Genomic DNA, 16,045 nt, shown 5'->3' on the forward strand with positions numbered 1-16,045 from the left:
TGTCTTAGTCGCTGATTATTTGGATAGCAAATTGTAAATAACCTGTGCTGCTTCTGCTCTTGTAGTGACTTCCTTCGGATTGAGTTTACCGTTCGCTCCGGTCACTACACCTCTCTCTACCAGCGCTTGAAGGGCTTCTTGTGCATAACCAGCGATCTGTCCAGCATCACTAAAGCCGGAAAGCGTGGCCGTTGTTTTTTCAGATGGCAGTTCACCTAGCGCTACAAGCGAGCGGTACAAGAGTGTAAATAGCTCCTGCCTAGTGATCTGAACCTCTGGCTGGAATTGATTATCTCCCGAACCCGTTGCTACCCCAAGGCGCTTAGCTGCAGCAAGATAATTCGTATAATACGTATTGCCCGCATCTGCAAAATTATCTGCGGCAACCTCATCTGGTGCGATGTCATATGCCTTAAGCAACAGGACAATGAACTGTCCTCTGGTTATTGCGGCATTAGGACTGTAATGCTCAGCATCCGTACCAGATGTGATACTGCGTGCTGCCAAGAAACCTACTGCATGGCTATACCATGAGGCATCTGGAACATCTGCAAAGCTCACTTGATTATATCCAATAATATATTGGGAGAAATGTGTGGTTACGAAATCTACAGTTCCCTTAGCGGCATTGTAATTTCCACGTACACTGTCCAAACTTCCAGTGCTGTTAATGTGATACACAATAACTGCATCTGACCGTTCTCCCGCTTGCAGCACGTACGGTACGCTGACACGAACACTGCCCCCACCGAAGGTGGAAATCGTGCTTTCACCCGCTATAACCGACAAGTCATAAACTGGTCTGTCTCCGAGAACAGCCTTGCCTTCTGCCGTTAATGACACCTTCGCGATTCTAATAATGATGTCTCCGGCATCTGAAGCTGCACTAATGCTTGCCAATGATTGGGCATCAAACGTAATCGTACCCACATTCTCATAATCAATGGTAATCTCCGCCTTCGTTCCGGCGGCTAACTCATTAATTATGCTTCTTGGAAGAGTAAGTTCAGCGGTTTGAGTATCTGAAGTAGCTGCAACACTAATTTCAAGAACAGCTTTCTTCCCATCAGCTTCTGCCTTCTTAGCGAGACTCACGAATTCAGCAGCCGTTTCTTTTGTGATCGTTGCAGTAGTCACTCCTGTGGTTTTATCCGTTTTAGTTGCTGCTGTTGCTGATAGGTTCACGGTACTCCCTGCTGTTGCCGTAGCAACCAGTTGAGGGCTTGCCGATGGTGTTGGTGTAGTCGTGCTGCTCGGTGTAGAATTGCCACCCGATCCACCCGATCCACCCGATCCACCTGTTCCACCTGTTCCAGGATCTGAAATAGGCACATAGGCCGGAACAACAATGTCAGTCGCTGGACTTGCCTTATAACCTTCTTTGGCTGCGTATCTCACTTGATACGTGCCCGGTATTAATCCTGTGATTTCTTTATCTGGTGCATACACATAATTAGTTACACTCGACAGCTTATATTCTAAGGCTGTCGTGGTTCCCGTAATTCTTCCATCATTGTTCGCTGCTGAGGTAGGAGCAACTCCCTGTAACCCAGTTGGAGCTGCTTGTTCCGCAGTGAATGCTGGAACGATTACATCTGCTGCTCTACCCGCGTTAAATCCTTCTTTAGCTGCGTATCTTACCTGATAGATACCCGGCACCAGTCCAACGATCTCTACATCTGATGCGTAGACATAATCGGTAACCGTAGACAGCTTATATTCCAGCGCTTTCGTAGTTCCTATAATTTTACCGTCGTCATTGGCTGCACTGGTTGGTGCTATACCTACTAATCCTGTAGGTGCCGCTTGCTCACCATATGCCGGGACTTCAACTGTAGCGTCTTTACCTACGCTGTATCCCTCTTTTGCCGCATATCGCACATTATAGAAGCCCGGAGTAAGACCAGTGATAGCTGTACCTGTTACAGGCTTATAATCAGCTTCTCCAACGCCTTTATACTCCTGTCCTTCAGCAGAACCCGTAATTTGCCCATCATCATTAGCTTCAGAAGTAGGTGCTACGCCTACCAGTCCTGTCGGGGCTGCTTGTTGATGGGTGTAAGCAGGAACTTCCACACTTACGTCTTCGCCAGCATTATAAGGAATGATTGTGGGTCCAGCTGCGGAAGTAGGCCCTTGATAGCCCGATGTAGCGGCATATCTTACCTTATAAACACCAGGTGCAAGCCCTGTAATGGCTGATCCCGAAGCTGGGGTGTAAGCCTCGTCTCCAGCAAGCTTAAATTCCAATGCTGCACTGGTGCCTACAATTTGCCCATCCTTATTGTCGGCCGCTGTTGGTGCTACACCGGTAAGTCCTGCCGGCACAGCTTCGAGTCTGGAGAATATTTTATCCAGCGCTGTTGTAGTGTTATTGTATCTGGCTCCGATTGGGTAATTAGCCTGCACGTAATCCGGTTGGATATTCGTCCAGCTGTACATAAGTTCAACATGCCCTAGAATCGGTGAGTTTTTGCCTCCTGCATCCTTGTTGTCCTTGTTATAAGTGAACAGATATGGAACTTGAAGTCTGTCTCCGCTCACGGTGTTTCCAAGTCCATCTACATAACTAATTACAGTTGGTTTGGCAGCTGAATTGTTTTCGGTCTTGATATTGGTCAGATAAGTACGAACCAGATCAACATAAAGCTGCGCATACGGATGATTAGTGGTTCTAATCTGAAGCTCATTATTATTATGCGGATTTGCACTGCCCTTAGTGCCGCTGTTGTTATTAGGCTCAGCAACGGTCACACCAGCATCCAACTTAGTGTCGAAGAAGTAGATCTTATTGATATTATGTTTTTTGGCATATTCGTTGATATATTTAATCACCGCTTGCGTGTTAGGGCACCACGACCCACCTAACAAAATCGCATAGTTTCCCTCACTCGCTAAAATTTGCTTCAGCTGATGATAGGTCACATGTTCATAAACAAGCGTGCCATCCGCTTCGTTGAAGATCGTAGGTTTTCCCTCATTTTCCCCTTCATAGTTCTTATTAAATGCAGCCTTGATATAAGCCGACTCGTCGATAGTGTCATATCGGGAAGCGGCACCCAGCACCTCACTTACAGATGTTTTATACGCATTAACCTTCGCCGCATCAAGTGTTCCGTTCGTCAGGAACTCATTCCACGAATAGCTCTTATCCAGGTAGGATACGACAGGAGCACTATTTCCCTGTGCATCCTTGTGATCCTTGTTGTATACCAATAAGAATGGAGACTCGAGCTTGTTAGCAGTCACAACTTCCCCGTTTTTATTGGTATAGCTGACATTGCGTTCTGGATCATCTTTGGAAGACAGATTTAAATTCTTCAAATACTTGTTGACCAGATCAACATATTTATAGGCAAATTTATTATTGCTGTCTGCAATCTGAAGGGTGTCCCCGTCCAGCTTAGTATCAAAGTTATAAATCGTAGAGATGCCATATTCCTTGGCTACCTCGTTGATAAAGCCGATATCGGCCTGTGTATTCTCGCTCCAAGCGCCGCCAACCAGAACAGCGTATGTGCCTTCACTCTCAAAAAGATGAACGATATCTTCATACGTTGCTGTTTTAAATACATGGTTAGCATCATTTAGACGGTCATAGACATGACTGAAATAGTCAAACTGGTTAACGCCGCCTTGGGAAGAGGTTATCGCTTCTGCGGTATCCGGATTAGCATAAGCTCTTCCTGCCTGAGTAGGCAGGATTAGCAGGGAGGCTGCCAGCAGCAGCGTTACAATTTTTTTGAAGGTTAATGGTCGTATCATTATGTGCACCTCGCCTTAAATAGGTTTATGGGATGAATGGGCTGAAAGGAATCCTGAATGAGCCTGCTGCTCATCAAGGACAAACCTCTTCCTCAGCGGCTGGTGCCGGTGCGGGTGCCTGAACCGTTTCCGCTGGAGCAGCGGCTGGTGCGCTGACCGTGGATGCAGGTGCAGAAGACGATGTTTTCGGTTGAGAAGACTCAACTACCGGAGCCGGGGTCGCTTTAACTACCTCTGTTGTAGAGAAGGTTATAGCTTTTTTGGAAGGTGTCTCCGTTGCTTTTGCTACAGGAGCGGCGGTTTCCTTAGGCTGTTCAGATACAACAGGAGCTGCGGTCGGCTGAACGGCTTTAGCGGTTACGTTTGCTTTTGGAGCAGTCGTAGGCGCAGCAGTTGGCGCAGGCGTTGCCGCGCTGGTTTGCGGTTTAACAGATGCAGATACCGTTGTTGCAGCTGTTGCCGTCTTAGCGGTGTCCGCAGCCGGGGATGCGGTTGCTTTAGGCTGAGCTGCGCCCGCTTCTGGAGCTGCTGAAGCAACAACCTTCGCCGCAGAATCAACAGCTGCTGGGGCCGCAGTAGCTTCTGCCGTGACTGTCTCTGCTGCTGGAGCCGAAGCTTCCGGCTGGACAGCTTCTGTTACAGGAGCTGCAGTAGCTTCTGCCTGAACAACAACTGCTGCCGCAGAAGTAGCTACTGGTAAAGCTGCTGCGGTTACTGCTGTATTACTACTCTCTTGAATGGGTGCTGCCTCTGCTGTTTTTTTGTTAGCGGATACCGCGGCATACGTCAATGCGGAGAAGACGATAGCGGCGGCAACCAAAGAGATCGAAAGCTTTTTCATATGTGTACCATCCTTTTCAAATAAAATAAGAGACCCCTTCATTAACATTCTTGTACCTTAAATCCGTAACTCTCCCTTCTCTAAAGTTAAAAAAAAGAGACTCAACGGGACGCAATTTACGCGTCTTTCGTTGAATCTCCGGCTGTCCAGTCGATTCCAATTGGCTTGTGATTAAGTTCCATATTATTCATGCCATAGTGCCTTGTCAATCAATTTTTATTTTTCACATGGTTTTTATCGGAATTAATTATTTTTAACATATAATTACATTGACTTTACTATAAATTCTATATAGATTGATCTCAATAGGATTAATCACATTAAAAAACTAGGTTTAAGGGGGTATTGGTAGTGGACATAGATAACAACTTATTATCCGCCATCGAAACGAACTGGTATGGATTTGTCGCTTCCATATTTGTGTTTGCAATTTTGTTTCTACTGGCACGTAAACGAATTGGATTTGGCACCCGGGTACTCATCGGACTTGGCATCGGACTTATTGCCGGTATATTCTTTCAATACTTCGATTTAGAGACCAAAGCTATTAGCACATTCGGCAGCATTTATGTCAGCTTGATCCGCATGCTCGTCATTCCTTTAGTATTCGTACTCGTATTAAACAGTATTTCTTCCTTAACCAATCTGGAGTATCTACGCAAAATCGGGATCAAAACCTTCGCCTGGTTCCTCGGAACAACTGGCATCGCTTCTATTATCGGCCTATCGGTTGCGCTGCTGTTCAATCCCGGCCAAGGTATACAACAAGATGTACCCGCAGATTTTGCAGCCCGGGAAATCCCGACCTTCTCCCAGGTTATCCTCGATCTTGTTCCATCTAACCCTGTTAATGAAGCAGCTACGGGTAAGGTTGTGCCTCTACTCATTTTCGCCATCTTCTTAGCAGTAGCTATAATCAAGATTGGCTCCAAGAAACCCGAAGCCGTCAAACCTGTACGTGATCTTATTGAATCCCTAACACTGATACTGCATCAGGTTGTGAAATTCATTATTCGCCTGACCCCTTATGGCGTATTCGCACTGATTGCCGGAATCACCGCACGTTATGGCTGGGAGACATTGCAGGAGCTAGGCAGTGTAATTATAACCTCGTACGTAGCAATGATTATACATTTTGTACTTATCTTTGGCGGATTGGTTCTATTAGTAGCGAAGGTGAATCCAATTCGTTTCTTCCGCAAAGTGTATCCAACCATTACTGTTGCCTTCACAACCAGAAGCAGCTACGCAACACTTCCGGTCAATCTCGAAGTTATTACGAAGCGGCTTCATGTCTCCCCACGGATCGCGAGCTTTATCGCACCGTTAGGGGCATCTGTGAACTTTAATGCGTGCGGTGGGATTTGGCCAGCTATTGCGGCTGTATTTACCGCTCAAGTATTCGGTATTGATCTGAACTGGACCGACTATATTACACTGGTATTAGTAAGTATTATTTCTTCCATTGGTGTAGCTGGCGTACCTGGACCTGCCGTAATCTCCACCACGGTAGTCTTAACTGCTCTCGGCCTGCCGCTTGAAGGAATCGCTATCGTTGCAGGTGTTGAAGCGCTCATCGATATGGGCCGTACCGCTGTAAACGCAACTGGAACAGCTGTAACAGCTCTGTTAGTAGCTAATTCCGAAGGTGAATTTGACCGCGAAGCGTTTAATAGCAATGATGACGATGATATTCTCTTGAGCACCGTTTAAAAGCTGAAACTGTAAAAACCTCCGGAAGCTGCGTAAAGCAGAGCGCCCGGAGGTTTTTTTTGCATAGATTCATATTGGATTCATCTTCTTATAGCATACTAATTCTTTCCCGCTTTTTAGCAGAAGCTAGACAAGTCTCGATCAATTGTATGCCCAGCACTGCATCCTCAGGTGCAAATAATTTTTTTCCTGTAAATACTGCGGCGGCAAAATCATCGACCTCCCGTGTATAGGGATTCGCCCCGGTGGCATCAACCCGTCTTACCCCTTCTCCCGTATGCACAAAAAATTCGGCATCCTCATCTCTAGCATTAAAAGGCATAGGCACTTCAATCATTCCATCGGTCCCCAGAATCTCTAACAGCTGGCGGTTATATGCCCACATCCCGCAATCAAAAATCAGGCTTAGCCCCTTCGGAAACTCTACCAGCCCTGAAGCCATCATATCTACATTGTCATGCTCCGGAGAGAACATAGCCTGTACTGTCACGGCTTCCGGCTCAGCTCCGAACAGCAGTCGTGCTGCACTTAGCGGATAACAGCCGATATCATAAAGAGAGCCGCCGCCCCAAGCGGATTTAAAGCGAATATTAGAGGTATCTGTAGCGTCATTATAAGTAAAAGTGCCTCGAATGGAGCGTAATTCGCCAATTTCACCGCTAGAGATAATCTCTTGCAATTCCGCAATCCGAGGATGATGCCGATACATATAAGCTTCTGCCAAATGGACTCCAGCATCATTACAAGCTTTTACCATCTCAGCCGCTTCTTCACTGTTCAGCGCGATCGGTTTCTCACATAAGATATGTTTGCCAGCTTCCGCCGCACGGATTACCCATTCCCGATGGAGGTGATTTGGCAGTGGAATATACACTGCATCAATATCCTTATCCGCCAGTAATTCCTCATAGCTGCCGTAAGCTTTATCTATTCCGAACTCTGCGGCTACAGCGCTGCTTTTTTCTAAACCGCGACTGGCTACCGCTGTGATCATTCCCGTCTCCGAATCCATTATAGCCGGCATCACTGAACCTGTCGCAATCTGCGCGCAGCCCATGATTCCCCAGCGAAGTTTTTGCACCATCGTTGCTAACCTTCTTCCTTATAGATTACTTACTATACTTAAAGCCACCTTATCATAGAATGAAACGTTTCTCTAACAGAAAGAAACCTGCAAATTGCAAAAAAACAGTGCAAAAAGGAGCTCCAACCCCGATAGACACTGCTTTTTTATAAAATATGAATGTTTATATTAGTGCATTTAACAGCACAGCCGCACCCAGCACAACTATACGCGCAAGGTTCATCAATACGAAGTTTTTGACGGCAAGAATAAAGGTACTCGCCTTCTCCTGTTTCTCTGTGAACAAGGCAATATTTCGGCGCAGCGGGATCAGCGTAAGTAGAATCAACAGAACCAGAATAGGGTTAATCCCTAAGATCAGCAGCACTACAAGATCCAGATAAGAGACATAGTAGAGATATTTAAAAAGCACAAGCGCATTGCGGCGGCCAATGTACACCGGAAGCGTATACCTTCGATTCTCCACATCCTCATCAATATCACAAATATTATTAGCGAGCATAATCCCTGCGATCCCCAAAATAGCGGGCACGGAAAACCAGAAAAGGTACAGCACTTCCACGATGTTGATATTCAAGCTGACCCAGCCGTTCTGGAGCAGCAGTGAAACCACATGCTCATCCGTATGGATATAGGCAGAGATAAAAATAATAACAAAGCCCATAAACAAACCGGAGAACAGCTCACCTAACGGCATCCGCGAGATGGGAATCGGCCCGAACGAATAAAGTATACCGATCAAGAACGACAGTCCACCCAGCAAAAAGACCAGCAAACCCGTCTGAGTGACAAGCGCAATCCCGCCCCCTGCTGCCAGCGCCAGCAAAATCACAATCGTCGCCACGACGGTGCGCTCTTTTAGCTTAAAATGAACAATCGCATTATGTGTCTCGTAGCCGTAGCCGTGGGTTTTAGAAGCTTTTTTGAAATCGTAATAGTTGTTAATCGCCGTCGTCGCCATATCGAAGCTAAGCAAAGACACGAACATCAATCCAAAACGCAGTACGTAAAAATCCTCAAACCGGTACAGGGCGTACAACGTTCCCATTAGAAACGGAATAATACTGGCTACCTTCGTCGGCAGCTCCACAAATCTTAGAAAGCTTTTAATATTCACACCATACACCCTTATCTGTCAAATGAGCCTGCAAGGCATTACTGTTCAGTTGTTGTAACCGTCACTGGGGACCATTCTGCAATAACTGTTTGTCCATGTACAGACACACTGCCTTCAGGACTCAGATCCTTCTCTGTCATAATTCCGAGCGCTACAGTGAAGTTATTGAATTTAAGCGGAATATTTTTCTCGCGGCGTACTTCCTTGCCGTTCAAATAGAATACAGCCTCATCATTGCCACGGTGATAGGTAATACGGTACGTATTGAATTCCCGTGGTTTGAAATCCGTATCTTCTTTAAAGATGCAGAAGTATTTCGTTCCAGTGCTTTCTGGTACTTGTACACCCGGGAACGGCAAAATACCATATACACTAGCGTATTTATCATTTCCCGCGAAGAAATCAAGCGCAGCGCCTGTCGTGAAATCCAGCAGGTTCAGCGATACATATCCATCATACAGATCTCCAGGTGCAGTTCCTTGTGTACGGCAACGAATTTGCAGCTCAATGCTAATCTCTCCTGCTTCCGGAATCTCCACTGGCTTGGCTGAATAATACATGTGCTTGGCATTGTCCAGAATTTGCACTTGATGATTCTCGCGAGATAACTTCGCACGTACATACAGGGTGTCATTACGAACGATAACTACAGCCTCCGGCTCACGGTAAGCCCAAAATGATCCGTCAGGCAGTGTAAATCCACCCGTCTTCCAGACCTTTCCTTCTTCTAAAATGGAGTGGAAATCCCCAAGAACCATGCGATTGCCTTTAACTTGTTGTTCTTCTGCCATCAATACCTTGTCCTTCTTTTCCATGAAAGCTCACTCCTTCTGTAGTCCATCTATTAGTATCAGATCAAGCCTTGAATTAATAAAGTTATTGCCATTACTACTCCGCAGCGTACAGAGGCTTTTTGTGAAGCACCCATCAGCGGGATATAAGCCGGCGAAGCATTATGTTGCTTGAGACTACTGTAAATGCGCAGCGGCCAGAAAGCTGTAACCAGCGCCAGCAGTGCGTAAACAGGAAGTACACCCAACAGCACACAGACTATCACCGAAGCGTAGCCAGTGAAAAGAAGTACACGTGAGAATACAAGTGCCTTTTGTTCTCCCCATACTACAACAAGCGTAAGCTTACCCGCCTGCTCATCCGCTTTCCAATGTAGAAAATGGTGATTAAACAACAATAATGTAGTTAAAAATCCGACAGGCAGCGAGAGAATTACAGGCTTCATGCTAAACTGACCGGTTTGTACGAAATAGGAGCCTAATACAGGCATAATCCCAAAAGCAATAAAAATGGCCATCTCACTATAACCTTTGCCGCGATAGCCATAACGCAGTGGCGGAGCCACATAGAAATAAGCGATTAAAGCACCAACAAGTACAAACCAGAGGATATTCCAACCGCTATATATACTAAGAATCCCACCACAGATAAGGGCAATCGCCAGCATACTCCAGGTCATCCTTGCATAAAAAGACTCCGAGAGGATCCCACCTGTCAGTAGCCCGGAGTTTGTGCTGATTTCACCAGCGGAATTCTTTGCTTCTGTATCGGTTCCGTTGCGGAAGTCCCACAGATCATTCACCATATTGGAGAACAAATGCGCCGAGATCGCCCCTATTAATGTAAGAATAAATAAAACCGGATGGAATGTCCCTTCCCATACATATGCCCCAACGGTCCCCAAAACAATCGGGATGAGCATAACAGAAAAACTCCAAAACCGGGTCGCCTTGGTAAATAATGTCCATTTGTTCACTTCAAGCTTACCGCCTTTTTCATATGATTTGATAATAATTATCACTGACTATTATACATCAATTTTCGATAGATTGTGAAGATTATCACTGCATATAATGTCTATTCTTGACATAATACTTCCGTTTGTTTGGTCAAGTAACTTGATAATGGAAGATAAAAATGTAAACAATTCCTTATTTCACGCAGGACCCCTATTTTACGACAAAAAATGAGTGTTGTTTTATAGGCAAGCACATACCGATATGATATGATAGGCAAGCCTATGAACAGCGCCCCTTACGGGCTGTTTTTAAGAGCGTAAAACTATATATAATAATGGAGGCTTTTACTGTCATGTCAGCGCAATCCCCTAACACCCAATCTGTCAAAATCGTCACTGCCGACCCTAGCGCCATCGGGCTATTCGGACTGGCTATTGTCACATTGGTCGCTTCTTCACAGAAGCTTGAATTTACAACAGGACTTAGCTATGTTATTCCTTGGGCTATCTTCCTGGGAGCATTCGCGCAGCTATTCGCCGCCATTCAGGATGCTAAGCACAACAATACCTTTGGTATGACCGCCTTTGGCGCCTACGCTTTCTTTTGGTTCGGCATGGCTAGCAGCTGGCTGATCAAGCTTGGCGTATTTGGTCCAACGCTTGCGGAGGCTGTAGATCCTAAGCAGCTCGGATTTGTATTTTTGGGTTACTTGATCTTCACACTCTTTATGACGATTGGTGCCGTTGAGGCAAATAGAGTTCTGCTTATCATTTTTGTATTGATAGATTTTCTTTTTATCGGACTAACCTTTGATTCCTTTGGGATCGCTCCAGAATTCTTCCATAAGCTTGCTGCTTGTGCTGAGCTTGGTATTGGTATTGTGTCCCTTTACGGATGTGGAGCATCCGTGCTAAACGCTCATTTCGGCCGTAGCTTCTTACCAATTGGAGCTCCGCTGGGCATCTTCAAAAAATAGAAATTGTTCTGATCTGAAACTAATACTTTTGCAAGCCGAAAGGAGCTGAGACTATGCATGTCCTGTCCTCTTCTGAATTAGCGGTAACTGCTATTTTCGCCCTTATTCTCGCAGTTATTGCCTATCTGATCATTCGGAATATCCCGAAGATGGTTGGCGATATTGCGGCTTTTCGCAAAAGAACACTGGTTTGGACCCAAGTTTCACTGGTACTAACGGTGCTTCAATTAAATTTCAAGGCAGGCGATTGGCGCTTTTCTATCGTCCTTGGACTCATCGTGTTATTTACCGGAGCTATTTGGCTGTCCGCCCGTTATTACGACATCAGTCGCAATGCAGATCCAGAATCTAAAGATCCTGAAGTACATTAGTAAATCTCAAGCTCCCGAAAGGGGGCTTTTTTTTATAATTTCAGAAAGCTTCTTCGCATAGTTCTCCCCACCACAACCATACTAATGACATTCTAATAAAAGTAACGGGAGGATTATCAGGGTGAGCAAAAAAATCAATCTGCTAATGTTCAGTGGGGAATACGACAAAGCGATGGCTGGACTGATCCTAGCGAATGCCGCAAGAGATATCGATGTCGAGGTTACTATGTTTTTTTCATTCTGGGGTCTATTTTTGGTGCGTGATCCGGAAAAAATGACCCTTGAGGACAAGAGTATCTACGAGAAGCTGATGGATGTTATTACACCGAAGGGTCCTGGGCAGTTGCCACTCTCTCATCTGAACTTCAGCGGGCTGGGACGAATGATGCTGGAGGAAATGATGGAGGAACAAGGCGCACCGAAGCTGATTCATTTTCTAAAAGGGGCTCGTAAAAAAAACATCAAATTCTATGCCTGCAAGCTTTCTGTGGAGATCATGGGCTTTAAGCCCGAGGAACTGCTGCCAGAGGTCGAAATTATCGATGCTGCGGCATATTTAAAAGATGCTTTAGAAAGTGATGTACAGTTATTTATTTAAAGTCTGACTAGGCTTTAACCCAATCCCCCATGCAGGCATATACTGTTGCCATAGAAACTACTGGCACGCCGAAAATACACCCCATTAACTTAGCACTGACGGCGTACAGGCTGGAGGGAATATCCGTGCTAAACATCATCCACGCCTCTTCTGCAGAGACGCCCGCTTCATTACAAGACCATTTTGATACTTTTCGTGGTCACACCATCGGCATTCGGCATCAGATCACCACCCCATATGGCAGACAACCGCTTCTGTATGCCGATTGGACCGCAAGCGGGCGCCTATATGAACCGATCGAACGCAAGTTGCAGGAAGCCTTCGGTCCCTACGTCAGCAATCCACATACAGATTCCAACACCACCGGACTAATCATGACGCAGGCTTATAATGAAGCTCGCCAAATCATTAAGAACCATGTAAATGCCGGCCCTCAGGATGTACTGCTCTTCTGCGGCAATGGAACAACAGGAGCCGTGAACAAGCTGCAGCGTATCATGGGATTAAGGCTCCCGGAATGGCTACAGGAACATAATAACCGCGCGCTGGAAGATCGCCCCGTTATCTTCACCAGCCATATGGAGCATCATTCCAATATTCTTCCTTGGCAGGAGGGGCTTGGTGACGTCGTTACCATTCCCGCCGGAAAGGACGGAAATATTGACCCCCAGCAGCTTGAAGACCAGCTGCGACTATACCCCAATCGCCGTTTCAAGATTGGTTCATTTACAGCTTGTTCTAATGTGACTGGAATTCAGACGCCTTACGCAAAGCTAGCGGCTGCTATGCATCGTCATGGGGGCGTGTGTTTTGTGGATTTTGCCGCCAGTGCTCCCTACGTGCCTATCAATATGCACCCACCTTCCCCATTGGAGAAGCTTGATGCGATCTTTTTTTCTCCGCATAAATTTCTGGGTGGGCCGGGCACAAACGGCGTTCTAATCTTTGATGAAGCGCTGAACAATGGACGTATTCCTGACGAACCGGGTGGAGGTACAGTAGCCTGGGTCAACCCTTGGGGAGGACGCCGCTACACTAATGCGATTGAGATGCGGGAAGACGGGGGAACACCGGGGTTTTTACAGGCTTTTCGCACGGCACTTTGCGTGAAGCTGAAGGAGCAGATGAATGGAAACGGTCAATATATGGTGATGAGAGAGCACGAGCTGTGTCAGCAATTATTGGCAGGACTCAGCGACATACCGGAGTGCTCACTGCTGGCCGGAGATCATACAGAACGTCATGGAATCGTCTCTTTTACACTGCGCGATATTCATTACAACCTTGCTGTCCAGCTGTTGAATGACCGTTTCGGCATACAAGCTCGAGGCGGCTGCTCTTGTGCAGGTCCATACGGACATTACCTGCTCGGATTAGGTTGGACGCAATCCGCTCAGATTGCCGGAGCAATCATGAGCGGCGACCAATCCTTCAGACCAGGGTGGATTCGCATCTCTCTACATCCCATTATGACTAATCAGGAAGTAGAGAGAATTGTATCCGCTGTAAGGAGTATTGCGACCCATGTCCAGCAATGGAAGCAGGACTATCTTTACGATACTTCCACGAACAGCTGGAATCATATCTACGTGAAGCATTCACCCGAGATGAAGCTCCAAGAACTCTTCACCGTGTAACATTCTAACTTATCACACGTTGCCCTTCACCATGTCCAAATCGGCAGCCCTGGCATTGGAGATGACTTGTTCTACATTTTTGCAGCCCGGAATTACACTGGTTACTGCGGAATGCTGGAGGCACCAAGCCAAAGCCCACTGCGCCATATCCAGACCTGATGGCACTTCATTGGCAGCAATTTCTGCTACTGCGCGCAGCTGCTTTTGTCTTACATCCTCTTTATGGTTCGCTCGCACATCACCCTGAGCAAAAATCGCATCTGGCTTATACTTGCCGCTCAAATAACCACTGGCTAACGGAACGCGAGCTAACACACCTAATTGATGCTCGATGCACAGCGGAAGAATCTCTTCTTCAGGTTGACGATCCAGCCGATTATATACTACTTGTATGGCCTCTGCCTGCACATCCGCTGCCGCAGAGGTCTGATGCACCCCCGAGCCCGATGCACTGATCGACACGCCTAAATGACGGATTTTACCGGCTTGCTTCTGTCTGTCGAGCATACTCCACAGCTTATCATTATCGAACTGCTCATCCGTTCCGGAATGGAATTGATAGAGGTCGACATACTCTGTTTGGAGTGCGCGCAGGGAGTCGTCCAGCTGCTTAAGCACATCCTCAGCACGCCATAGCTGTTCCCGCTGCAAATGCCCTTGAAAATGATGGCCAAATTTCGTAGCTACAACCCAGTCCTCGCGTTTGCGGCGCGCCAGATAATCCCCGATGAACTTCTCCGACAAGTGATCTCCGTAACATTCTGCCGTATCAATCAGGTTAATCCCCAGCTCCCCAGCCTTATCCAGCATGGCATCGACTTCAGCCTGAGTGAAATCCTTGCCCCACTCTCCGCCAAACTGCCAAGTCCCTAGGCCAATCACCGAGACATTCATTCCTGTACTGCCAAGCTTACGATATTTCATCATCATTTCCTCCTTTATTCTATTTAGATTTAGGAATTCAAGTTAATTCTGACACTATACTAAGCTATCTTGTTCCCATCCTGTGCTGTTCTAGCAAAACGCGCTTCGATGGCTTTGACTCCCCATAACGACAGCCCGATAAACAACAGAACATAGATAATCTCCCACGGCTGGCGAATGAAGCGTTCCAGATCATTGCCAATGTATGAAACTGCGAATACCATAATCGCTTTACCCACCGTAAGCGCAAGAAGATACGAACGGAACCTCATCCCGGCAAGCCCTGCTGCCATATTAATCACAACAAAAGGTCCTACCGGAAATATACTAAGCAGAAAAACATAGCTGAATCCGCTTTGCCGCACCCATGTCATGCTTTTGGCTACTTTGGGCCGTGCTGCCCATTTTCGCAAATAACGATGGGAGGCTACTTTGCGGATAATCCAAAAGGTAGTCACACAGCCTGCAACCAGACCGATCCAAGAATACAAAAAACCTAACCATAAACCATATACTGCCCCATTTAGCCCTACGATCGCAATAGTTGGTAGCGGTGGTATAAATGATTTCATAAACGTTAACGCAATGCCCGGGAAGGGTCCAAACGAACGATATTGTTCCAGCAGATGCCGCAGATTATCCTCTGTCAGCCAAGACATAATATCAAGAAAATACATAACCAGCTGATCTCCTCATCCGATTGGAATTCTTAACACTTGGTCTCAATTATACACGAAGTTGCGTTCATTCCTACAGTGCATAAGGTTATGATCATTCATTCAGAAACGTTGGATCTATAAACTACCACCGAGCAGGACTTAGCGTTCGTTCTAGCCATTGAACAAAGTGAGCTTAATCGTGCCTATATCGGACAATGGAGTAAAGCGGAGCACTCTACGGCTATCCATGATTCAGATATCCTGCACCTTACAATTTGGGAGAGCTCCGGGAAAAGAGTCGGCTATATCATCGTAACAGGACTTCAAGATACTCATCTTACCGTTCGTATCGAAAGAATCGTGATCCATTCCAAGGGCTTTGGTTATAGCAAACTGTCGCTTCATCTCGTGAGCGACTGGATCTTCCAGCACACGAGACGCATCGGCTATGGTTGGATGTTAGGGATCACAACCACAGGGCTCGCCATGACTATGAAAGCTGCGGCTTTACACTGGAAGGCACTCTACGTGATTGTATAAAGGTTGAGGGACATTTTGAATCTCTGCATATCATGTCCTTATTACGGCATGAGTATATAGAGCGTGAGC

At 46.4% G+C, this 16,045-nt stretch carries 13 protein-coding genes; 5 read left to right on the forward strand and 8 right to left on the reverse strand.

Going from position 1 to position 16,045, the window contains the following annotated elements; translation table 11 throughout:
- Nucleotides 1-15 precede the first annotated feature (15 nt).
- Together MHH86_RS29690 and MHH86_RS29695 are read right to left on the reverse strand one after the other, a co-directional pair.
- Nucleotides 16-3,765, reverse strand: coding sequence for an S-layer homology domain-containing protein (locus MHH86_RS29690; RefSeq protein WP_076316145.1), 3,750 nt, complete (start codon nt 3,763-3,765; stop codon nt 16-18).
- Between the two features lie 73 nt (nt 3,766-3,838).
- A complete protein-coding gene (locus MHH86_RS29695; RefSeq protein WP_076099702.1) occupies nt 3,839-4,606 on the reverse strand; it encodes a hypothetical protein in 768 nt (255 codons plus the stop codon).
- Between the two features lie 357 nt (nt 4,607-4,963).
- Between MHH86_RS29695 and MHH86_RS29700 the strand changes: the two genes are divergently transcribed.
- On the forward strand, nt 4,964-6,319 hold the full coding sequence (locus MHH86_RS29700) for a dicarboxylate/amino acid:cation symporter (protein WP_342479793.1): 1,356 nt from the start codon (nt 4,964-4,966) through the stop codon (nt 6,317-6,319).
- An 88-nt stretch (nt 6,320-6,407) separates the two neighbouring features.
- Here MHH86_RS29700 and MHH86_RS29705 read toward each other — a convergent pair whose 3' ends face one another.
- The 4 genes from MHH86_RS29705 to MHH86_RS29720 all read right to left on the reverse strand — a co-directional run bounded on the left by MHH86_RS29705 (nt 6,408) and on the right by MHH86_RS29720 (nt 10,288).
- Complete coding sequence (locus MHH86_RS29705; RefSeq protein WP_076105049.1) at nt 6,408-7,403, reverse strand: Gfo/Idh/MocA family oxidoreductase; 996 nt, start codon at nt 7,401-7,403, stop codon at nt 6,408-6,410.
- Between the two features lie 163 nt (nt 7,404-7,566).
- Nucleotides 7,567-8,520 (reverse strand): 1,4-dihydroxy-2-naphthoate polyprenyltransferase, encoded by a 954-nt coding sequence (gene menA, locus MHH86_RS29710; protein ID WP_036682041.1) that lies wholly within the window; start codon nt 8,518-8,520, stop codon nt 7,567-7,569.
- A 38-nt stretch (nt 8,521-8,558) separates the two neighbouring features.
- The gene (locus tag MHH86_RS29715; RefSeq protein ID WP_249267652.1) at nt 8,559-9,335 is read right to left on the reverse strand and encodes a DUF6081 family protein; all 777 of its coding nucleotides are present in this window, start codon (nt 9,333-9,335) and stop codon (nt 8,559-8,561) included.
- 35 nt (nt 9,336-9,370) lie between these two features.
- On the reverse strand, nt 9,371-10,288 hold the full coding sequence (locus MHH86_RS29720) for a prenyltransferase (protein WP_036682043.1): 918 nt from the start codon (nt 10,286-10,288) through the stop codon (nt 9,371-9,373).
- Nucleotides 10,289-10,623: 335 nt separating this feature from the next.
- Between MHH86_RS29720 and MHH86_RS29725 the strand changes: the two genes are divergently transcribed.
- From MHH86_RS29725 to MHH86_RS29740, 4 genes are all read left to right on the forward strand, one after another.
- Entirely contained in the window at nt 10,624-11,247 is a 624-nt protein-coding gene (locus MHH86_RS29725; RefSeq protein WP_036682044.1) for a GPR1/FUN34/YaaH family transporter, read from the forward strand.
- A 53-nt stretch (nt 11,248-11,300) separates the two neighbouring features.
- Nucleotides 11,301-11,618 (forward strand): hypothetical protein, encoded by a 318-nt coding sequence (locus MHH86_RS29730; protein WP_051491217.1) that lies wholly within the window; start codon nt 11,301-11,303, stop codon nt 11,616-11,618.
- Nucleotides 11,619-11,739: 121 nt separating this feature from the next.
- The gene (locus MHH86_RS29735) at nt 11,740-12,216 is read left to right on the forward strand and encodes a DsrE/DsrF/DrsH-like family protein (protein WP_036682046.1); all 477 of its coding nucleotides are present in this window, start codon (nt 11,740-11,742) and stop codon (nt 12,214-12,216) included.
- Between the two features lie 125 nt (nt 12,217-12,341).
- Complete coding sequence (locus MHH86_RS29740) at nt 12,342-13,853, forward strand: aminotransferase class V-fold PLP-dependent enzyme (RefSeq protein WP_036682047.1); 1,512 nt, start codon at nt 12,342-12,344, stop codon at nt 13,851-13,853.
- Nucleotides 13,854-13,865: 12 nt separating this feature from the next.
- Here MHH86_RS29740 and MHH86_RS29745 read toward each other — a convergent pair whose 3' ends face one another.
- Together MHH86_RS29745 and MHH86_RS29750 are read right to left on the reverse strand one after the other, a co-directional pair.
- Nucleotides 13,866-14,777 (reverse strand): aldo/keto reductase, encoded by a 912-nt coding sequence (locus MHH86_RS29745; RefSeq protein WP_076316144.1) that lies wholly within the window; start codon nt 14,775-14,777, stop codon nt 13,866-13,868.
- A 59-nt stretch (nt 14,778-14,836) separates the two neighbouring features.
- Nucleotides 14,837-15,454 carry a TVP38/TMEM64 family protein gene (locus tag MHH86_RS29750; protein WP_036682051.1) on the reverse strand — a complete coding sequence of 206 codons (618 nt, stop codon included), beginning with the start codon at nt 15,452-15,454 and terminating at the stop codon, nt 14,837-14,839.
- Between the last annotated feature and the right edge of the window lie 591 nt (nt 15,455-16,045).

Origin of the sequence: Paenibacillus sp. FSL F4-0097 (genome assembly GCF_038593125.1) — a bacterium.
Classification (GTDB): Bacteria; Bacillota; Bacilli; order Paenibacillales; family Paenibacillaceae; genus Paenibacillus_AQ; species Paenibacillus_AQ odorifer.

Bases quoted from the DNA above. Each gene is read 5' to 3' on its own strand.
- MHH86_RS29690 (WP_076316145.1), bottom strand. From the start codon at position 3,765: ATGATACGACCATTAACCTTCAAAAAAATTGTAACGCTGCTGCTGGCA.
- MHH86_RS29695 (WP_076099702.1), bottom strand. From the start codon at position 4,606: ATGAAAAAGCTTTCGATCTCTTTGGTTGCCGCCGCTATCGTCTTCTCC.
- MHH86_RS29705 (WP_076105049.1), bottom strand. From the start codon at position 7,403: ATGGTGCAAAAACTTCGCTGGGGAATCATGGGCTGCGCGCAGATTGCG.
- MHH86_RS29715 (WP_249267652.1), bottom strand. From the start codon at position 9,335: ATGGAAAAGAAGGACAAGGTATTGATGGCAGAAGAACAACAAGTTAAA.
- MHH86_RS29725 (WP_036682044.1), top strand. From the start codon at position 10,624: ATGTCAGCGCAATCCCCTAACACCCAATCTGTCAAAATCGTCACTGCC.
- MHH86_RS29730 (WP_051491217.1), top strand. From the start codon at position 11,301: ATGCATGTCCTGTCCTCTTCTGAATTAGCGGTAACTGCTATTTTCGCC.
- MHH86_RS29745 (WP_076316144.1), bottom strand. From the start codon at position 14,777: ATGAAATATCGTAAGCTTGGCAGTACAGGAATGAATGTCTCGGTGATT.
- MHH86_RS29750 (WP_036682051.1), bottom strand. From the start codon at position 15,454: ATGTATTTTCTTGATATTATGTCTTGGCTGACAGAGGATAATCTGCGG.